General features: G+C 66.9%; 16 protein-coding genes and 1 pseudogene. 4 read left to right on the top strand and 13 right to left on the bottom strand.

Annotated elements, in window-relative coordinates; all coding sequences use genetic code 11:
• Window positions 1-25: 25 nt before the first annotated feature.
• Entirely contained in the window at window positions 26-592 is a 567-nt protein-coding gene (locus OG912_RS05190; RefSeq protein WP_327708386.1) for a MarR family winged helix-turn-helix transcriptional regulator, read from the bottom strand.
• Window positions 593-638: 46 nt separating this feature from the next.
• Between OG912_RS05190 and OG912_RS05185 the strand changes: the two genes are divergently transcribed.
• Window positions 639-1952, top strand: a complete 1314-nt coding sequence (locus OG912_RS05185; protein WP_327708385.1) for a multidrug effflux MFS transporter — start codon at window positions 639-641, stop codon at window positions 1950-1952.
• Between the two features lie 105 nt (window positions 1953-2057).
• The gene (locus OG912_RS05180; protein ID WP_327713342.1) at window positions 2058-3155 is read left to right on the top strand and encodes a DmpA family aminopeptidase; all 1098 of its coding nucleotides are present in this window, start codon (window positions 2058-2060) and stop codon (window positions 3153-3155) included.
• Window positions 3156-3176: 21 nt separating this feature from the next.
• On the opposite strand, the gene OG912_RS05175 is transcribed toward OG912_RS05180, so the two are convergent.
• On the bottom strand, window positions 3177-3374 hold the full coding sequence (locus tag OG912_RS05175) for a hypothetical protein (RefSeq protein ID WP_327708384.1): 198 nt from the start codon (window positions 3372-3374) through the stop codon (window positions 3177-3179).
• Here OG912_RS05175 and OG912_RS05170 point away from each other — a divergent pair.
• A complete protein-coding gene (locus OG912_RS05170) occupies window positions 3373-4104 on the top strand; it encodes a hypothetical protein (RefSeq protein WP_327713341.1) in 732 nt (243 codons plus the stop codon). The genes OG912_RS05175 and OG912_RS05170 overlap by 2 nt on opposite strands.
• 83 nt (window positions 4105-4187) lie before the next feature.
• Here OG912_RS05170 and OG912_RS05165 read toward each other — a convergent pair whose 3' ends face one another.
• From OG912_RS05165 to OG912_RS05155, 3 genes are all read right to left on the bottom strand, one after another.
• Window positions 4188-4979, bottom strand: coding sequence for an ABC transporter permease (locus OG912_RS05165; RefSeq protein ID WP_327708383.1), 792 nt, complete (start codon window positions 4977-4979; stop codon window positions 4188-4190).
• A complete protein-coding gene (locus OG912_RS05160) occupies window positions 4976-5968 on the bottom strand; it encodes an ATP-binding cassette domain-containing protein (protein ID WP_327708382.1) in 993 nt (330 codons plus the stop codon). The genes OG912_RS05165 and OG912_RS05160 overlap by 4 nt, the downstream gene beginning before the upstream one ends.
• A gap of 94 nt (window positions 5969-6062) precedes the next feature.
• The gene (locus tag OG912_RS05155; protein WP_327713652.1) at window positions 6063-6236 is read right to left on the bottom strand and encodes a hypothetical protein; all 174 of its coding nucleotides are present in this window, start codon (window positions 6234-6236) and stop codon (window positions 6063-6065) included.
• 269 nt (window positions 6237-6505) lie between these two features.
• Between OG912_RS05155 and OG912_RS05150 the strand changes: the two are divergent.
• Window positions 6506-6823 (top strand): annotated as a pseudogene (locus OG912_RS05150) (transposase); the annotation flags it as partial.
• Window positions 6824-7152: 329 nt separating this feature from the next.
• Here the strand turns inward: OG912_RS05150 and OG912_RS05145 are convergent.
• The 8 genes from OG912_RS05145 to OG912_RS05110 form a co-directional block, all read right to left on the bottom strand.
• The gene (locus OG912_RS05145; protein ID WP_327708381.1) at window positions 7153-7446 is read right to left on the bottom strand and encodes a Dabb family protein; all 294 of its coding nucleotides are present in this window, start codon (window positions 7444-7446) and stop codon (window positions 7153-7155) included.
• Between the two features lie 88 nt (window positions 7447-7534).
• Entirely contained in the window at window positions 7535-8236 is a 702-nt protein-coding gene (locus OG912_RS05140) for a cupin domain-containing protein (RefSeq protein WP_327708380.1), read from the bottom strand.
• Between the two features lie 81 nt (window positions 8237-8317).
• Complete coding sequence (locus OG912_RS05135; protein ID WP_327708379.1) at window positions 8318-10027, bottom strand: carbamoyltransferase N-terminal domain-containing protein; 1710 nt, start codon at window positions 10025-10027, stop codon at window positions 8318-8320.
• A gap of 404 nt (window positions 10028-10431) precedes the next feature.
• Window positions 10432-12006, bottom strand: a complete 1575-nt coding sequence (locus OG912_RS05130) for a carbamoyltransferase C-terminal domain-containing protein (protein WP_327708378.1) — start codon at window positions 12004-12006, stop codon at window positions 10432-10434.
• 20 nt (window positions 12007-12026) lie between these two features.
• Window positions 12027-13526, bottom strand: a complete 1500-nt coding sequence (locus OG912_RS05125; RefSeq protein ID WP_327708377.1) for an amino acid adenylation domain-containing protein — start codon at window positions 13524-13526, stop codon at window positions 12027-12029.
• Window positions 13527-13695: 169 nt separating this feature from the next.
• Window positions 13696-14928 (bottom strand): MDR family MFS transporter, encoded by a 1233-nt coding sequence (locus OG912_RS05120; RefSeq protein WP_327708376.1) that lies wholly within the window; start codon window positions 14926-14928, stop codon window positions 13696-13698.
• Window positions 14929-15047: 119 nt separating this feature from the next.
• On the bottom strand, window positions 15048-15257 hold the full coding sequence (locus tag OG912_RS05115) for an MbtH family protein (protein ID WP_327708375.1): 210 nt from the start codon (window positions 15255-15257) through the stop codon (window positions 15048-15050).
• 113 nt (window positions 15258-15370) lie between these two features.
• The gene (locus tag OG912_RS05110) at window positions 15371-19345 is read right to left on the bottom strand and encodes a non-ribosomal peptide synthetase (RefSeq protein ID WP_327708374.1); all 3975 of its coding nucleotides are present in this window, start codon (window positions 19343-19345) and stop codon (window positions 15371-15373) included.
• Window positions 19346-19358 lie beyond the last annotated feature (13 nt).

Below are 19358 nucleotides of genomic sequence, written 5' to 3'. Positions count from 1 at the left end.
CGGCGGGGACTCCCCGGCGTGGCGGCTACTCCCGGTCGGCCGTGATGTCCTGGGGCGCGCGGATCTGGCTGAGACCGAGGCCGAGGTCGCGGCCGCGCCCGCCGTTCGCCAGCCCGTCCTCCATCACCTCGGCGAGGAGGGCGAGGGCGTCCACCACCCTCGCCCGGTCCTCGCCGAGACCGGCCAGCAGTTCCGCCTCGGTGGTGAGCTGGCGCGGGAAGATCCGGTCGATGGCCTGCTTGCCCGACTCCGTGATCGTCACGAGCGCGGCCCGCCGGTCGGCCGGGTTCGGCGTGCGTGCGATGTGGCCGCGCTTCTCCAGCTTGGCCAGCGTCTTGCTGACCCCGGCGCGCGACATCCCCATGTTGTCGGCCAGCCGGCGGGCGATGGCCGGCTCGGTCGCATGGCGGAGCGGAATGAGCAGGTCGGCCTCGGGGATGGTGAGGGGAGCGCCCTCGTAGACCGGCTCCAGGGCACGGTTGAAGAGCGCGGACACCTGCTTGACGAGGCCCACGACCTCCATGGCGGAGGCGTCGAGCCCAGGATTGTGACGGACCCAGTCGTCGCGGACACCATCGGGATGGGACTGCACCAGCACTCCTTTGTTAACCAGTGAACCATCAGCTACCTTTAACTCCATGCTATCTCCTTCCCCCGCCTCGGACGAGGCGGTGTCCCAGGCTGCCCGGACCCCCTCCGGCCCGCGGCCGTCCGCACCGCCCGTGTCCCCCAAGCAGGCCGGCGCCCTGATCGCCGTACTGGGCGCGCTCACCGCGGTGGCCCCGCTCGCCACCGACATGTACGTGCCCGGATTCCCCTCGATGGGCGCCACGCTGCACGCGAGCAGCTCGGCCGTACAGCTCACACTGACCGCCTTCCTCGTCGGCATGGTCGTGGGCCAGCTGCTGATCGGCCCGCTGAGCGACGGCTGGGGCCGCCGCAGGCTCCTGCTCGCCGGATCGGCGGGCTTCGTCCTCTTCTCGCTGCTGTGCGCGGTCGCACCGAACGTGGAACTGCTCACCGCCGCCCGCTTCCTCCAGGGCTTCGCGGGCGCTGCCGGCATGGTGCTCGCCCGCGCGGTGATCACCGACTGCTTCCGCGGAGCGGACGTACCCCGCTACTTCGCGCTGCTCTCGCAGATCCTCGGCATCGCGCCGATCGCCGCGCCGGTCATCGGCGGCGCGGTCCTGTCGCTTTCGACCTGGCGCGCGGTCTTCGTCACCCTCGCCGTCCTCGGCGCGCTGCTGATGTTCGCCGTACTGAAGAAGGTCCCCGAGACGCTGCCACCCGAACGCCGGCACAGCGGAGGACTCGGCGGCACCTTCCGCACCATGGGCACGCTGCTCAGGCACCGCGCCTTCATGGGCTACGTCCTCGTGCTCGGCTTCACCTCGGCGGCCCTGTTCGCCTACATCAGCGGCTCCAGCTTCGTCTTCCAGAACGTGCACGGCGTATCGCCCACCGCCTACTCGCTGATCTTCGCGTCGAACGCCGTGGGCATGCTGATCGCCGGAGTCACCTTCGCGCGTCTCTCCGCACGGGTCCGGCTGAACACGCTCCTGATCGCGGGGCTCACCGTCTCGGGCATCGGCGCCGTGGCCCTGGTCGCCCTTCCGGCCGTGACCGGGGAGAACCTGGCCGTCACCTGGAGCTGCCTCTTCGTCGCCATCTCCGGCATCGCGATCATCTTCCCCTCCACCATGAGCATCGGCCAGAGCCTGGGCCGCAGCGCACCGGGCGCGGCCTCGGCGCTCATCGGCGGACTCCAGTTCCTGTTCGGCGCCGTGGCCTCGCCGCTCGTGGGCCTCTTCGGCGAGGACAGTGCGACTCCCATGGCCGTCGTCATCCTCATCGCCCTCGCACTGGCGGGCGTCTGCCTGGTGCTGCTCGCACGGCCGTGGATGAGTCACGGCGAGGTCACCGACGAGCCGGTCCGGAGCGAAAAGGCCTGACGGGCGGCGCACCCGGTCCGCACTGTTCCTGCCCGCGGGTGTTCCCGTAGCCTCTGCCCGCACGGTGACGACGGCACGCGGGAGGAACCAGTGGACGACAAGCGCATGAGGGCACGCGAGTTGGGCCTGCCCCTCACCGGCGAAACCGGTCCGTGGAATGCGATCACGGACGTTCCCGGAGTGGAGGTGGGCTATGTGACCCTCTGCGAGGGTGACGACGTACGCACCGGAGTCACCGCCCTCCTCCCGCGCGGCAGGGACGGTGTGGGCACGCCGTGCTCGGCCGGCTGGCACTCGTTCAACGGCAACGGTGAGATGACCGGCACCGCCTGGATCGAGGAGAGCGGTTCGCTCGCCGTGCCGGTGCTCATCACCAACACGTACGCGGTCGGGCCCGTGCACCGAGGTGTCGTCGAGTGGGTGCGCGCCAACCGCCGCGACATGGCGCCCGAGTGGCTGCTGCCGGTGGTCACCGAGACCTGGGACGGCCACCTCAACGACATCCACGGCACGGCCGTCGAGTCCCGCCACGCGGCGGACGCCATCGAGGCGGCATCCTCCGGACCGGTCGAGGAAGGATGCGTCGGCGGCGGTACGGGCATGCGCTGCTACGGATTCAAGGGCGGCTCGGGCACGGCTTCGCGGGTGGTGGGGTACGGCGGGGACCGCTACACCGTGGGCGCCTTCGTGCAGGCCAACTTCGGCGCGCGGCGCGAACTGGTGGTGGCCGGAGTCCCGGTGGGCCGCGAACTGCCCGACGGGCCCGCGCCGGAGTCCGACGGTGAGCGCCAGGTCCCGCCCGGGGCCGGCTCGGTGATCGTGGTGGTGGCCACCGACGCGCCCCTGCTGCCGGGCCAGTGCAAGGCGCTGGCCCGGCGGGCGACCCTCGGCCTCGCCCGCACCGGAACCACCGGCAGCCACTTCTCCGGCGACATCTTCCTGGCCTTCTCCACGGCCAACGAGGGTGCTCTGACCAGTACGTTCCCCGAGGACGACGGCAGCGCCCCGTACGAGTCGATGCGTTTCGTGCCATGGGGCCGGATGGACCCCTTCTACGGCGCGGTGGTCGAGTCGGTGGAGGAGGCGGTCCTCAACGTGCTCACCGGCGCGCAGTCGATGACCGGCCGGGCCGGCCACCACGTCCCGGCGCTGCCGCTGGACCGGGTGTCCGAACTGCTGGCGGAGCGGGGCGTGGTGGCGTAGCGCGGGACCGGCGGCGTCGTCCTACCGGGCGGCGGGCTTCGGAGCCGGGCGCTCCAGCGGTGTCCGCCGGATGCCGGTGATGACCCAGGTGCCGCCCTGCTTGGCCAGGCTCACCGTACGGTGCTCGGTGTACGAAGTCCCCACCGCCAGGCTGCCGTTCTTGAGGTACGCGGGGTCTCCCGCGGTGAACTCGAAGACGGTGTGAGGGAAGTGGGGCATCGAAGCGGAGTCGTCATCGATGCTGCTCGCCAAGTCGTGCCACGACATCGACTGGCTCGGCCATGTGGTGGGCAAGCCGGTGGAACAGGTCTCCTCCTTCGGCAACCTCTTCCACTTCCGTCCCGAGAACAAGCCGGAGGGCGCCGGCGACCGCTGCGTCACCTGCCCCGTCGAACGCACCTGCGCCTATTCCGCCCCGCGCATCTACGAACGCTTCCTCGGCGACCCGGTCTTCGAGCAGTGGCCGCTCGGTGTGCTCACCGACGACGTGACGAGCGCCGGGCTGACGAAGGCGCTCCAGGACGGCCCCTACGGTGAGTGCGTCTACAACGGCCGCAACGACGTCGTGGACCACCAGGTGGTGAACCTCCAGTACGAGGGCGGAGCCACCGCCTCGTTCACCATGACCGCCTTCACCGGTCTCGACTTCCGCAAGACGCGGGTGTTCGGTACCCACGGCTCCCTCGACGGCGACGGCCGTACGCTCACGCTCCACGACTTCCTCACCGACACCCGGGAGGTCTTCGACTTCGACCCCGAGGGCGGGGCGTCGGCAGCGGACGGTCACGGCGGCGCGGACGACGAGCTGATCCGGGCGTTCCTCGCGGCGATAGCCGACGACGACCGCGAGCTGGTGAACACCGGCCCGGACGAGGCTCTGCGCTCGCACCTGGTGGTCTGGGCGGCGGAACGCGCCCGGCACAGCGGTCAGGTGGTACGGATGGCCTGACCGGCTCCGGGGCCGTCGGACCCGGGCCGTCGCGCCGGCCCTTCCCCTCTGCCGCCGCGCCGGCCGGTCCGCGATCTCAGCGGCTATTTCTGGTCGCTGTTGAACTTCGAGGTCGACCAGAAGTACCCGAGGACGGTGAGGCCCACGCACCAGCCGATGGCGAGCCATCCGTTGTTGCCGATCTCGGTGCCGAGCAGCAGACCCCGGAGCGTTTCGATGGCGGGGGTGAAGGGCTGGTACTCGCCGATCGGCTGGAACCAGCCCGGCATGGTGTCGACGGGGATGAAAGCGCTGGACAGCATCGGCAGCAGGATCATCGGCATCGCGTTGTTGCTGGCGGCTTCGGCGTTGGGGCTGATGAGGCCCATGCCGACGGCGATCCAGGTGAACGCGGTGGAGAAGAGGACGAGCAGTCCGAAGGCGGCCAGCCATTCGAGGCTGGTGGCGTCGGTGGAGCGGAAGCCGATGGCCACGCCGACGGCGCCGACGAGGACCACGCTGGCGACGCATTGCAGGACGCTGCCGACGACGTGCCCGATGAGCACGGAGCCGCGATGGATGGCCATGGTGCGGAAGCGGGCGATGATGCCTTCGGTCATGTCGTTGGAGACGGAGACGGCGCTGCCGATGGTGGTGCTGCCGATGGTCATCAGCAGCAGGCCGGGGACGATGTAGGCGATGTAGTCGGAGCGGCTGGCGCCCGGGCCGCCGATTCCGGCGCTCATGACGTCGCCGAAGATGTAGACGAAGAGCAGGAGCAGCATGATCGGGGTCAGGAGCAGGTTCAGGGTGAGGGAGGGGTAGCGCCGGGCGTGCAGGAGGTTGCGGCGCAGCATCGTGGACGAGTCGCGGGCGGCGAGGGAGAGGGCGCTCATCGGACTGTCTCCTTGGACTGGGCGGCCTGGGCCGGCTGCTTGCTGCCTGTCATGGCGAAGAACACGTCGTCCAGGTCGGGGGTGTGCACGGTCAGTTCGTCGGCCTCGACGCCGGCGACGTCCAGCCAGTCGAGAAGGGCGCGCAGCTCCCGCTGGCTGCCGTCGCTGGGGATCTGCAGCGAGAGGGCCTCGTCGTCCCGGGTGACCTCGCCCAGAGTGGACGCGGCCGACCGGTAGACGGCCGGGTCGGTGAAGCGGAGTCGGATGTGTCCGCCGGGCACGATGCGCTTGAGCTCGTCCGCGGTGCCCTCGGCGGCGATCTTTCCGTCGTTCAGTACGGCGATGCGGTCGGCGAGTTCGTCGGCCTCGTCCAGGTACTGGGTGGTGAGGAAGACGGTGACCCCGTCGGAGACGAGTTGGCGGATGATCTGCCACATGTTGTGACGGGAGCGGGGGTCGAGTCCGGTGGTCGGCTCGTCGAGGAAGATGATCCGCGGGTTGCCGACCAGGGTCATGGCGATGTCGAGACGGCGCTTCATGCCGCCGGAGTAGGTGGCGGCGGGCTTCTTCGCGGCGTCCGCGAGGTCGAAGCGGTCAAGGAGTTCGGCGGCGACCCGCCGCCCTTCGCTCTTGGGCAGGTGGTGCAGATCCGCCATGAGGAGCATGTTCTCCTCGCCGGTGATCAGCCCGTCGACGGCGGAGAACTGCCCGGTGACGCCGATCGCGGCGCGTACGGCCTGCGGGTCGGTGGCCAGGTCGTGGCCGCCGACGTGCAGTTCGCCGGCGTCGGCGGTGATGAGGGTGGAGAGGATCTTCACGGCGGTGGTCTTGCCGGCGCCGTTCGGGCCGAGCAGCGCGAAGACCGTGCCTGCGGGGATCGTGAGGTCGATTCCGTCGAGGACGACCTTGTCGCCGTAGGACTTGCGCAGACCGACGGCGGAGACGGCGTCCGGCGACGGGCGACCGCCACCCTTTCTGGATGTGGGCATGACAGACGAAGACATGGGGCTCTCCCGTTGGAAGGCTGAGAACGGCTGGTGGGCTGGGGGCCGGGTGCTCCGGGACCGGCGGCCCCGGCGGGGGTCAGGCGTCGGTGCGGCGGATGTCGATACTGCCGGGGGTGGTGCCATCGGCCGGCAGTGTCACGACGAACCCGGGGGCGAGTCCGCGCAGTCGTACGCTGACCAGGCCCGGGGCGGGTTTACGGGTGAGCTCGCCCATCGCGGCGGAGGGGGCGACGTGCGAGGTGAGGTCCATGACGCCATCATGGCACCACGATGACGCCACATGCAAGCCACATGGTGCGACTGTCGGGATCGCCCTCGGCGGGGCGGTCTTGGCCTGCGTAAACGTATGTCCTCGGAGTGGGCGAAAGTGGGAGGAGGGGGCTTGTCTGCCCCAGGTGGCGCCACATGGCACTTGATGGTGCCATGTGGTGCCGGGCGCGCGGGAGGTGGTGGAGCCGGTCCGGCGGCGGATGGTGGCGGGCGGGGTCGATCGAGTTGCCCGAGGCCACCGCGCAGATCGGCGAGCAGTTCCCCAAGGTCCAAGAGATGCTGCTGGGCGCGAAGGTGGACCTGACCGCCTTCGCGGACTTGCCCCACCAGCACTGGAAGAAGATTCAGTCGACCAACCCGCTCGAACGGCTGAACAGGGAGATCAAACGCCGGTCCGACGTCGTCCAGGTCTTCCCGAACACCGCAGCCGTCAACCGGCTCGCCACCGCCGTCCTCGCCGAACTCCACGACGAATGGATTGCCTTCCCCCGCCGCTACCTCTCCATCGAGAGCATGGACAGCCTCTATCCGGACACCACAACCCTCCTGCTCGGCACACACGAGTGATCACCTACACCACGTCACGGGACATGACCCTCTACAGGGAGGGCGACAGAACCCGGCGTACAGCCCGACTCGTCTGCCGCCACCTGCGGCTTTTCCTTCTCAAGGGCCTCTGATTCACAGAGGCCCTTCACGATCTGCCGGTGGCTCGGGGCTGTCCCCTCGGCCGGCGAAAACTCCCTTGGAAGCCCCTCGGACAGCGCTGAAGCGCGTGGCGACGCAGATGCCCCGCCTCGGCATGAGCCGAGGCGGGGCCGGTCCTTCTTCAAGTCGACTGGGGCGGGGGAGGCGGAGTGTCCCTCAGGGCCTACGAGTCCGCGGTGGCACCCGGGCTATACCTCGACGTCGGCGATGACCCAGTCACTGATCTCCCGCCACTGCCGAATCGCATCCTGGTGAAAGGGGTGGACAAGGTAGCTTTCGACCTTGTCCATGTCCTCGAGGAGCCCGTCAACAAGAAAGTCGTAAGCGACCTCCCGAGGGGACACATTGCGGCCGACTCGCCATTCTTTTACCTCAGGCACTTCACTGCCCACCTGAGCCGCAGTGCGCTCCGCCGCCAAAGCCCTGGGATCAGTCCAGTCGACGCCCGGCTTGAATTTGAAAAGTACGATATGGCGAATCATGGTGCATCCTCTCGACACAACTTGAGAACGTGGACCGCTGCTGCACGCCCGGCTTCGCGGTTTCCGTCCGGTTCGCACGCTGCTGGTGTCACTGGGCTTCCTTCTCGTTCTTCAGCTTGGAGACCCGGTGATACCGGGGCGGAATGAAGATGTTCAGGGAACGCGCCACACCGGAGTTGGGGTTGACGGCACCGTGACCCTCCTGACTCACACAGAAGTAGGTGCCGCCGAACGTCAGCTCGCTGCTCGTCTTCTCGACCGTCATTTCGTAGCGCCCGTCCAGACATATCCCGACCTGCTCATGAGAGTGCTTGTGGTAGGGCATCTCGCCGCCGCTGGGGATATCTGCGAGCATGAGCTCGATCCAGTTGTTCACGAAGAACGTGACGTCCATCCCGACGAACTTGCGGGACTCGTACGGGCCAAGGAAGTACTCACTCGGGGTGGGTGTGGAATCACCCTCGTGAGCGCGTTTTATTTCGAGTGCGACGACTTCTTCAGAGGAATTATTCGCAATCGAGACGTCCACTCCGGGAGGGGCGACGTAGACGTCACGCTCGGCCTCCATCGACCTCGTCACACCTCCGACGGTCACGGAGAGCCGACCCTGAACGACCATCCCTACCCGGGACTCCGTGCCGGCGGGGGCCGCCAAGGAGCCGTGCGGCGGGATATGAATGATGGTCACTTGTGTGTCATCGCGGCGATAGGACGCGAATCGAGTGCCATCTTCGTTCAGCGCGACATCGGCGTCCGGGAAGTAGATCTGGTTGTTCGTCTGACTGGTCAATTTGTTTCATCCTCCGAGAGAAGGTTCATGGCATGGAGGAGGCGGGCCTGACCGGAGGCAGCCGTCTCCCGCGAGTGGCCTTCAGCTCTTGCTGTAGAGAGTCCCGTCAGCCCACACGTGGTCGGTCCGGCCCCACTTCATGGCCGAAGCGGCGTCCGGGAAGAAGCTCCTGCCGTTGAGGTTCGCGCTGGTGTTGCAGAGCACCGGGACTCCGCTGAGCGCGTGGTAGGAGCGCAGCAGATCGGTGAGTACGGGGTCCTCGTCCACGCTGACGGTCTGAAGGCGGGCGGTGCCGTCGAGGTGTATGACGGCCGGTACCCGCTCCACCCAGTCCGGGCGGACGTCGTGGTCGAAGAGCATGTACGGGTCCGGCGTCCCGGGGTCGAAGATCTCCTCCGCGTGCTCGACGAGGCAGATCGGTGCCACCGGGCGGTAGTACTCCCGCTCCTTGATTTCGTTCAGCAGGTCCTTGGCCGCGGGGTCGGTGGCCACGCTGATGATGCTGCGTGCGCCGAGCGCCCGGGGGCCGAGTTCCGCGTTCCCGTGCAGGAAGACGAGCGGCTTGCCGGTCTCGTGCAGGATCTTGGCTACCTCGTCGACCGTACAGTCGCGAGAGGTCCAGCCCTCGGGGACATCAGGGGTGGCAACCAGGCTCGGCCCGGTGCGGGCGTTCCACTGGACAGCGGACACCCCCTTGAGGTGCGCGTAGGCGGCGCAGGCGGTGCCGATGGCGGACCCCGAGTCGTCGGGGAAGGGCGGTACCCAGACATCCCTGAACAGTGGGTGGGCACGCAGCGCGCTGTTCCACTTGATGTTCAGCGCGCAGCCACCGGCGAAAGCGAGGTTCCAGGGGCCGTCCCCCTTCCATCGCCGGGCCTTCTCGACGATCCGCTCGACCAGAAGGTCCTCCATGAACTGGTGCATGCTGGCGAGGACATCCTCGTCGGAGACGCCGAGCGTGCCGATCTGCTCAGCGGCGTCACTGAGGTACCCGTGGACGTAACGGTGTGAGGGTTCGCCGTTGCTGCCACAGCCGGTGACCGCCTGGCGGTACTGCGCGACGGCCTGGGTGGGGGCTTCGAAACTCTTGTGGAACGCGTCGCGAAGGGCTTCCTGGATCGCGTCCTTGGGCTCTCCCAGCGCGATGTACGCCATCAGCTTTCCGGCTACGGACAGGTCGTCCACCACCTTGGACCGGTCGCCGGACCTGCGCGCCCATGGCCCGAAGTACTGGGCAGCCATGGCATAGGAGTGGCCGATCAGGGGGAAGACCTCCCCGCCGTTCTCGACGGTGCCGTGTTCGGCGTCGACGAAGTACAGCCGGGGGAAGGTGCCACCGTCCCAGACCAGGACGAAGGAGTCCTCACCGCGAGCGGCGAACGGGCTGGAGCAGTAGGCGGCGGCGAAGTGACTCGACACGTGGACGAAGCTGTCGTACGCCACCGACTTCCCACCGATGGGGAGTTCGCCCGTGGACCCCGGACGGACCAGGCTGGTCACGGTGTCATTCTCACGGTAGGGCGCGACGGTCAGGTCGATGGGACGGCCGTTGTCGAGCACGGAGATCCGGCCTGCCTCCCTGCCGTCCCATCCGTCGAGCGCCCAGTAGTCGACATCGGAGACCTTGAAGCCCTGCCCGGCAAGCAGCTCAGGGATCAGGCTGAGGTCGGCGACCGGGCTGTAGCGAGGGTTGTTGGCGAGCTTCTGCACCTCGATGTTGAACAGGAGCTTGTCGTCCTCAAGGAGCGCGAGTCCGCCGCTGTGTGTCAGCTTGAGCCCTGCAGTGATCATGGGGTTCTCCTTACCGAGTGTTGAGAGGAAATCCGGCCGGCTCGGCGTACGGCAGATGAGCTGGGTGCGACGCGCCGGCCACGCGGCGCCGAGGTCGCTGGACACCGGCTCGGAATCGGGCGGGCAAACCTCGGTTCGCCCCGTCGTGGATGCCGGTCGGTTCTGGTTCTGCGCAAGACAAACTGGAGTTGCCTCGGCCAAGGTCGCGGTCAACGTCCAGGTGACGCCCGTGTCCCTCATGAACGAAGCCCATCAGGGAGTGACACGGTCATCCGTTTTCCCAGCACGTGTGAGCGGTGGGGAGGTGGCGGCCGTTCACCCCCTGGGCGTCCCCGTTGCGGACAACGAGGGGGGACAGCGCGCCACCGTGCAGCCGGCCCGTAGGCCTTCCTGTGGATCCTGCGTCAGGCCCGGGGGCCGCGCCGGACGGCGAACGTGTTGCCTACGACGTAACCGTCGAGCCCGTGCTCTTCGCCGTACTGGATCAGGTCGCTCGTCCGGTTGATGAAGCCCCGCCCGTTGAAGTTGAGGGAGGTGTTGCACAGGACGCTGTATCCGGTGATGTCGCGGAATTCCGTCAGCAGGCGAGCCATCCGGGGATTCTGTTCCGGTGTCACCGTCTGCGCGCGCGCCGTGCCGTCGACATGAGTGACGGCCTGGAGAGAATCCGACGTCACCTTGCTGAAGTAGAGCATGTGGGGATCCGGAATCGAACCGCTGAACCAGTTCGCGGCGTCGGACTCCAGAGTGATCGGTGCGATCGGCCTGTAGCTTTCACGCTTCTTGATCCCGTTGAGTCGGGTCATCGACTCCGTCGTGAACGGCGCGGCCAGGATCGAGCGGTTGCCGAGCGCTCGCGGGCCCATCTCCCACCGGCCCTGGGCCCAGCCGATCACGTTGCCGGCCGCCAGGGAGGCGGCTACTTCACCGAAGTCCAGCGGCCTGACGTCGTAGTCGTCGGACGCGAAGGGGACATCCTCGACGAACTCCTCTCCGGCATAGACATCCCAGGACACCGTGGCAGACCCGGTGTAGTGCAGTTGCGCGTCGATGGCCGTGCCCAGCGCGGAGCCGCTGTCATTCGGACACGGCGGCACGAACACCTCGGGGAAGAGCCCACACTCCCGCCAGCGGCGGTTCCACTCGCAGTTGAGTGCGCAACCACCGGAGATCAGCAGAGGGTACCCCTCCGTGAGTTCAGCCTTCGCGTACTGGAAGAACCGGTCGAATATCGCGTCCGAGAACTTGGCGGCCAGATTCCTGTACTCCTGTGAATCCAGTCCTATGTTATGGAAAGGGCTCCATGTCAGATCGTCCTTGCCTAGATTGAGGATGATCTGTTCCTGCTCCAGGAGGAAGTCGATGATCTCCCTTTCGTCCTTGTTCAGGCTGGTGTGCTTCGCGAAGCCCGTCAACGCCATTTGCTTGCCTGCGTCCTGGAGCCTGAGCAGCCCCTTGTTCGCCGGGAAGCTGGGGTCGGCCAGCGCGAACAGGTAGGCGTACTTGTTGCCCGGGTCGGCCATGACGTGGCGGAGATGGGTGACCTCGCCGTTTTCGTCGATGAGGTAGAACGACCCGATGTTCCCCTCCCACACCAAGCAGTAGAACGGCTGGCCCTGGGGGAATGAAGAAAGGCCGAGTGCGGTCATTATGTGTGACCGCTCGTGCGTGGAGGAGAATACCTTCACGTCCTGGCCGAAGAACTTCCCAGCCTCGTCCGAAATCGATCCGGGCCCCACGCCGTAGTAGCCAGTCCGAGAGGGGGGTTCCGTGTTGTGTGTGCCCTTCACCCAGCCACCGACCGCGAGTGCGTCAGGTATCCGCCCCAGCTTCTCCGCCGCCCGGAGCAGGACATCGGCGGTCAGGCGGTCATAGCGGGGGAACGAGTCCTTCTCCGCCTCGAGCGAGAAGAGGAGCTTTCCGTCCTCGATAGCGGCAACCGCGCCGTCGTGGCCCTCTTTGAATCCCAGAATCAGCATTCTTACTACCTTTCAGTGGTCTATTTGTTGGATGCGAGCAGAGCGGTACGGTCGATCTTTCCGTTGTGCGTCACGGGAAGGGAGTCCAGAACCACGAACCGGTGAGGCACCATGAATTCGGGCATTTTCTCCGCGGCGTAGGAGCGGAGCTCGGCTTCCGTGGAACCGGCATCTCCCTGTTCCGCGCGGACCGCGAGGAAGGCGACAAGCTTTCGATCTTCGGGCGTGTCGCCAGTTGCCGCGACGACAGCCCTCTTGACTGCGGCGTGCGTCTCCAGGACGGATTCGACTTCGGCGAATTCGATACGAACGCCCCGGATCTTCACCTGCCCGTCCACCCGCCCGATGAATTCCAGGGGCTCGTCGGCGTGGAACCGTACGAAGTCGCCCGTGCGGTACATGCGTCCGCCCGGCCTCCCGAAGGGGTCCGCGACGAACCGTTCGGCGGTCGTCCCCGGCCTCCCGAGGTAGCCGTTGGCCAGTCCCTCGCCCGAGGCGTACAGCTCACCGGCGTCCCCGTCGGCCACCGGCCGCAGCCACTCATCGAGTACGTACACGTTCTTGCCGGCCATGCTGTGACCGATCGGGACCGATGCCCGTGCCGCACTCTCTGCGGTAACACGGTGTGTGGTCACGAAGACCATGCATTCGACCGGTCCGTAGCCGTTGACGAAACGCAGCTCCGGGAACTCCCGGAGCAACTGGGCCGCATGCCCGGGCGAAAGCGCCTCACCGCCGACGAGCAGATCCGTCAGCCCTGCCAGCGCCTCCGGATACTCCTCCATGATCACGTGGAAGAGGACGGTCGGGAGATTCATCGTGGTGATGCCGTGCGCGGCCACGAGACGCTCCATCTGGATGGGGTTGGGCCGCCCCGGATGGAACACACAGGTGCCGCCGGTCAACAGGGGGCCCCAGAGCTCCAGAACGAAGGCATCCCAGGAGATGGGCGCGCACTGGAGCCAGACCGTGTCGGGACCGAACCGCGTAAAGGACTGCCCCAGGACGGTCCCGGCCAACGCCCGGTGCGGAGCGGTGACGCCCTTGGGGCGGCCCGTGGATCCGGAGGTGAAGATGACGCAGGCGGTGTCCTCGGAAGTGGCAGCGACAGCTCCGCGAGGCAGGGGCCGGTCCGTGGCGCCGGCCAGGCCGACGAACCCCGCCGAAGTGCCCAGCCTGTTCACGTCCGCCTCGCTGCCGGCGATCACGACGGCAGGCGCCACGTCTTCGACCATGTCACGCAGACGGTGTACGGGGAACTCCGGGTCCAGCATCGCGTAGCCCGCGCCGGCCTTCAGCGTGGCGAGGATCGCCACCACCATCTGCGCCCCGCGCTCCAGATGGATCCCCACCAGGGACCCCCGGCGCACTCCCGCGTCCACGAGCAGCTGCGCCACCCGGTCCGCGCGCGCGTCCAGTTCGCCGTAGGTCAGTTCTTCACCCTGAGAAACAACCGCCAATGCCTCCGGAGCGGCAGCCGCCTGCCTTTCGAAGGTCCTGTGCAGGCACTGTGTCGTCACGCCCGCCTCCGTTTCGCGGGGAATTCGGGTTGTTCGTAGTTGTGCAATGTAACCTTCTCGGTTCTACCGGCCGCTAAAGCCTTTTGGGAGTTACAGTCGGCGACAGGAATCGCCTGACAGGCGCGGCATTTAATGCGCGCAGGGCAGTTGTGTAATGAAGCGCACGCGGTCAGCTCGGCGTAGCTATCGCAAGGTCGACGGACTTGTTTGACCGTCTTTCCGCCGCCCGCCCCAGTGTCAGGTAACCGATCGCTGCAACCGTACCTATGACGCCGCACAGGATCCAGATGGTTCTGGTCCCGAACTGGTCGATCACATTCCCGCTGGAGATGGGAGCCACGAGGGCGGCGCCAGAGAAGGCCAGTTGATACATGCCCTGATATCGCCCTCGTGCCGCAGACGGCGACATCTGGGAAACAACGTTCATGATCACGGGTGCGAAAATTATCTCCCCCAGAGTCCAGATGGCTACGGCCGAGAAATAGAACGGCAGTGAACTGGCACCCGTTATGACGGTGAGGCCGAATCCGCACAGGAGCGCCGATACCGCAAGAGCCCGCCTCGGGCTTACGGACTTCACCACGCGGGACAGCGGGACCTGAAGGAGGACGATCATGAACCCGTTCAGGCTGATCACCGTCCCGTAGTCCGCACTCGAGAAACCATCCAGAGTCATCGAGATCGGCAATGAGGTCGCAGCCTGCTGGAACAGCAGGGCCATGAGAAACGTCATTGCCACGATCCCCAGGAATGACCAGTCCCGGCACACGGAGGCATACCCCGCAAGGAAGCGTGAATCCCGTGTCTTTTCACGGCTCCGCTTCCCGCTCGTTTCCGGTACCTGTACGTACACCAGGATTGCGCAGACAAGCGTGGCTGCGGCCTCGGCCATGAAGAGGGGGCGGTACCCGTGCTCGGCGACCATACCCACGATCGCTGCCGATGCGCCGAACCCCAGATTCCCCGCCCAGTAGTTCAGCGAAAACGCCTTCTGCCGTTCGGGTCCCTCCACCAGATCTGCGATCGTCGCACCGATTGCTGGGCGCGATGCCGCGCCCGATACCCCCACCACGAACGCCATGGTCGAGATCTCTGTGGCGCTGTCGGCGAACCCGAGCAGGAGAGTGGAGATGCCGGTCGTCAGCTGAGCGGCCAGGATGGTGCGCGTACGCCCGATGCGATCGGCCAGAAATCCGCCGAGAATCGAGGAGATCACGGCCCCGCCGCCGTACAGAGATACCACAAAACCCGTGAAACTCGGGGAGTAGCCCAGGCCGTTCGTGAGGTAGAGCGCCAGGAAGATTCCAACAAAGCCGCCGAGGCTATTGATGAGCGTGGCTGTCCACAGCCACCAAAAATCTCCGGGAAGGCCGGAAAAGGAATCCTTGACGAAGCGCTTCATGGAAAGGTGTCACATTTCTCTAAACCGTGGAAAATGAACCGGCATGAGGTTCGGGTTTGTGGCAGGGGACTGGTCCAGCGGCCGTGCCCGACCTGAGAGAGGTCGATGGTCGGACGCGCTCAGTCGGCCATCGCGCGCGCAAGGCTGGCCGGCCTCATGTCCGTCCATGTCTCGCTCACGAACGCAAGGCACTCGTCACGGGACGCGGGGCCGAGCGCGATGGACCAGCCTTCCGGGACTGGCACGAACGAAGGCCACAGTGAGTACTGCTTCTCGTCGTTGACCAGTGCGTGGTACTGGCCGTCCGGGTTTTCGAACGGGTTCGGCATGGCGTTCTCCTGTGCGTTGAGGAATATCAAACGGGATGGGCTGGGGTGCTGTCGCGGCTCGTGCCTGTCAGCCGGCTCCGCCGCGGTTCTCTGCCGAGAGTTCAGAGATCCCTCTATCGGATTCCGAGCTCAGCGAGCACGAGGGAGAGCTCCTCGACAATGACCGCCGCAGGACCAGGCGTCAGCGTTTCCCTGTGCAGGCAGTCCAGTTCGCGAAGGACGGTGTCAGGCGCAGCGCGCTTCCACATCTCCTCCTTCGCAGCCGCGGAGAGGGTGGTCGGGTCCGCGATCGCTGCGAAGTAGTGCAGGCGGCCCCGGTATGGCGAGGGCCGGTAGGAGACGGACAGCTCAATACTGTTGGCGGATACGTCGACCAGTCGATTGAGCATGCGCTCGCTCAACCCGTGCAGGGGACCTTCCGCGTGGTGCACGGTGGCGACGACCTCCGCGCGATCCCGCACGCGAGTGGGCGGGTAGGGCGCTTCGGGCATGCCTTCGCGCAACAGAATGCGCAGCGACTCCTGCTCGATCACTTCCGCCCGCCCGGGCTCCGGCTCGCCATCGGACCCGAGTTGCAGCGCGTCCAGCAGACCGAGGAAGGCCACCGATTCGCCCTGCCGCTCCAGCTGCGCCGCCACCTCGTAGGCGACAAGCCCACCGAAGGAGCGGCCCATCAACAGATAGGGGCCGTGAGGCTGGACCGTCCGAATGCGTTGCACGTGATGCGCGGCGATCGCTTCAACGCTCGGCGCCAACTCGCCCTCATCGGTGATCGCGGGGTCCTGAAGGGCGTAGACCGGCCGCTCCGGCAGAAGCGGCAGTAGCGCGGTGAACCCCCAGCTGAGTCCCATCGCCGGGGCGGCGCAGAAGACCGGGGTCCGGTCCCCCTGGGAGCGCAGGCAGAACAACGAGCCCAGGTAGTCGTCATACTGCCCCACCGGAGCCGGCGACTCCTGCCCCTCTTCCGCTGCGACCAGCGCCGCCAACCCGCTCGCGGTGGGGTACTGGAACAGCTCACGAATGCCCCACGCGACGCCTAGCCTGGCACGCGCCCGAGACATCAGCCGGATGGCCAGCAGCGAATGGCCACCGAGATCGAAGAAGTCGTCGTCGATCCCGACCGACTCCAGTCCGAGCACGTCTGCGAACAGCCGGCACAGCAGCGCCTCCTGCGCGTTCCGCGGCGCACGCCCTGTGCGGTGGCGATCCGGCGAAGGAGAAGGGAAGGCCTCGCGGTCCACCTTCCCGTTCGGCGTGAGCGGGAACTCTTCGAGCGCTACGACCGCGGCCGGCACCATGTACTCCGGCACCGCTCGGCCGCAGTAACCGCGCAGCGCACGGCCGTCCACCGCATCCGTTCCGGCCGCAGGGGTCACGTAGGCGACAATGCGTCTGTCTCCCGGCTGGTCCTCCCGCACCACGACCACCGCACGAGCGACGGCGTCGTGGCCGGTCAGAACCGCCTCGATCTCGCCGAGCTCGATCCTGAAACCACGCACCTTGACCTGGTGGTCCGCCCGGCCGACGAACTCCAGCTCACCGTCGTGATTCCAGCGCGCCAAGTCTCCCGAGCGGTACATCCGAGAGCCTGGAGGCCCGAACGGATCCGCGACGAAACGCTGAGCCGTGGCCCCCGCGCCATTCACGTAGCCACGGGCCACCCCCGCTCCCGCGATGTACAGCTCGCCGGTCACTCCGCCCGGCGACGGCTGCAGGAAGGCATCGAGGACATAGACCTTCGCGTGGGGAATCGGCCGGCCGATCGGTGGCATCCGTCTCCCCGCGGTCACCCGTCCGACGGTCGTCCAGATGGTCGTCTCGGTGGGCCCGTAGACGTTCATGACGGACTCGGCTATTTCGCACAGCTGGCGGCCCAGCAGATCGGAAAGTGTCTCTCCGCCCACCAGCGCCTTGATGTCCTGCTTCCACCGGACTCCGCTGTCCACGAGCGACTGCCACCAGGGCGGAGTGCCCTGGACGAGGGTGATGTGCGCCTCGTCGATGAGCGACGCCACAGCCTCCGGGTCCTTCGCGTCCTCCCGGGTGGCCATCACCATGGCGGCTCCCGCGAGCAACGGCAGGAACATCTCCAGAGCCGACGTGTCGAACGAGACGCTGGAAATCGCGAGGAACCGGTCGCCGGACTCCAGGCCGAGCTTCTGCTGCATGGACCCGAGCGAGCTGAGGAGGCAGCCGTTCGAGGTGAGTACGCCCTTGGGCTTCCCTGTCGAACCGGAGGTGTAGATCACGTAGACGGGGTTCAGGCGGCGGTCGGCGTGCGAACCGTGCCTCAGTTCAGGATTTCCTGACGGGAGTCCGCCGAGGACCTCGGCGAAGGCAGGGGAGTCGATGTCGACCCTGGCAGGCCCCGCTGTCGTGCCGGGACCGAGGGAGCCACCGGTGCTCTCACAGCCCAGGACCAGGCTCGGCCGGGCGTCGCGGAGGATGAAGTCGATGCGATCCGCAGGGTAATCCGTGTCGATCGGAAGATACGCTCCACCCGCCTTCAGGATGCCCAGGATCGAGACCACCATCTCGACGGACCGCGGGACCGCCATTCCCACCAGCTGCTCGGGCCCGACGCCCTGACCGATCAGGTAGTGGGCCAATTGGTTCGCGCGCCCGTTCAAGTCCGCGTAGCTGACCTCCTGACCCTGGAACACCAACGCCACGGCGTCCGGGGTCCGGGCGGCCTGGGCCGCGAACAGCTCGGCCAGAGACTGCTCCGGAACCTCGCCTGCGGAGTCGTTCGGCTCCACCATGAGCCGGCGCCGTTCGTCGGCCGAGAGGACGTCCACCTGGCCCAGGGGCAGGTCCGGGTCCGCGGCCACTTCCTCAAGGAAGCGTACGAGCCTCGCCGCGATCAGGTCCGCCGACTGCTGGTCGAACAGATCTGTCGCGTAGCTGAGCATTCCGCTCAGGTCGTCCCCGGCATCACTGAAGGAGAAACTGAGGTCGAACTTCTCCGCCCCGAGGCGCACGGGCAACTCGCTCACCCGCACTCCGGGAAGTTTCCACGCGGCCTGTGAGTTGTTGTCGAATGCCAGCATGACCTGGAACAGAGGATGACGAGCCATGGAGCGCTTCGGGTTGAGCACCTCGACGAGCTTCTCGAAGGGAAGCTCCTGGTGCGAGTACGCTGCCAGGTCTACGTCTTTCACCCGCCGCAGCAGCTCACGGAAGCTCGGATCCCCTGAGGTGTCGGTGCGCAGCACCAGCGTGTTGACAAAGAATCCGACCAGGTCGTCCAGGGCCTCGTCCGTGCGCCCGGCGACGGCCGAGCCGATGGGGATGTCCGTACCCGCCCCGAGTCGCGTCAGCAGACCGGAGAGCGCCGCCTGTACCACCATGAACAAGGTGGACTGAGTTTCGCGGGCCAGCTCGAACAGTCTGCCGCGCAGTTCCGGCCCGCACCGGAAGGTAACGGCATCACCCCGATGGCTCGCCACCGCCGGCCGCGGACGCACAGTGGGCAGCTCCAGCACGTCCGGCGCGCCGTCGAGCGCCGCTGTCCAGTAGGCGAGTTGGCGGGCAAAGACACTCTCTGGGTCATCGACGTCCCCCAGGACGTCCTGTTGCCAGAGTGTGTAGTCCACGTACTGCGTCGGCAGCGCCTCCCACGACGGGGTATGTCCGGCGCACCTTGCCTCGTACGCGGTCAGGAGATCCTGCGCGAGCGGCCCCATGGACCAGCCGTCACAGGCGATGTGGTGCATCACCAGGACGAGCACGCAATCGTCCGGGCGTACGAAGAAGAGGGATGCGCGGAGCGGGATCTCCGTGCCCAGGTCAAAGGTCCTCTGCACGGCCCGAGCGACGTGCTCCTCCAGCTCCGTCTCGGTGACGTCGTGGACATCGAACGTGACCTGGACCGAACCGGTCTCCAGGACCTGTTGGTACGGCTCGCCCTCCACCTCGGGGAAGGCGGTCCGCAGCGACTCATGTCGGGACACGACGTCATTGAGGGCTTCTCGCAACGCGACCACGTTCAACGCACCCGACAACCGAAATGCTGCCGGCAGGTTGTATGCGGAGCTGGGCCCGTTCAGGTTTTCCAGAAGCCAGAGGCGGCGCTGCGCGAACGACAAGGGGTGCATATGC

The organism is Streptomyces sp. NBC_00464 (genome assembly GCF_036013915.1).
Classification (GTDB): Bacteria; Actinomycetota; Actinomycetes; order Streptomycetales; family Streptomycetaceae; genus Streptomyces.
The sequence above is the reverse complement of the archived record's forward strand: the minus strand, read 5'-3'. Positions and strand labels throughout refer to the sequence as shown.

What these genes read in the sequence shown, in the direction of transcription:
- OG912_RS05120 (WP_327708376.1), bottom strand. Translation starts at nt 14,928, where the DNA reads ATGAAGCGCTTCGTCAAGGATTCCTTTTCCGGCCTTCCCGGAGATTTT.
- OG912_RS05135 (WP_327708379.1), bottom strand. Translation starts at nt 10,027, where the DNA reads ATGATCACTGCAGGGCTCAAGCTGACACACAGCGGCGGACTCGCGCTC.
- OG912_RS05165 (WP_327708383.1), bottom strand. Translation starts at nt 4,979, where the DNA reads ATGAGCGCCCTCTCCCTCGCCGCCCGCGACTCGTCCACGATGCTGCGC.
- OG912_RS05115 (WP_327708375.1), bottom strand. Translation starts at nt 15,257, where the DNA reads ATGCCGAACCCGTTCGAAAACCCGGACGGCCAGTACCACGCACTGGTC.
- OG912_RS05155 (WP_327713652.1), bottom strand. Translation starts at nt 6,236, where the DNA reads ATGGACCTCACCTCGCACGTCGCCCCCTCCGCCGCGATGGGCGAGCTC.
- OG912_RS05175 (WP_327708384.1), bottom strand. Translation starts at nt 3,374, where the DNA reads ATGCCCCACTTCCCTCACACCGTCTTCGAGTTCACCGCGGGAGACCCC.
- OG912_RS05180 (WP_327713342.1), top strand. Translation starts at nt 2,058, where the DNA reads ATGAGGGCACGCGAGTTGGGCCTGCCCCTCACCGGCGAAACCGGTCCG.
- OG912_RS05145 (WP_327708381.1), bottom strand. Translation starts at nt 7,446, where the DNA reads ATGATTCGCCATATCGTACTTTTCAAATTCAAGCCGGGCGTCGACTGG.
- OG912_RS05160 (WP_327708382.1), bottom strand. Translation starts at nt 5,968, where the DNA reads ATGCCCACATCCAGAAAGGGTGGCGGTCGCCCGTCGCCGGACGCCGTC.
- OG912_RS05130 (WP_327708378.1), bottom strand. Translation starts at nt 12,006, where the DNA reads ATGCTGATTCTGGGATTCAAAGAGGGCCACGACGGCGCGGTTGCCGCT.
- OG912_RS05185 (WP_327708385.1), top strand. Translation starts at nt 639, where the DNA reads ATGCTATCTCCTTCCCCCGCCTCGGACGAGGCGGTGTCCCAGGCTGCC.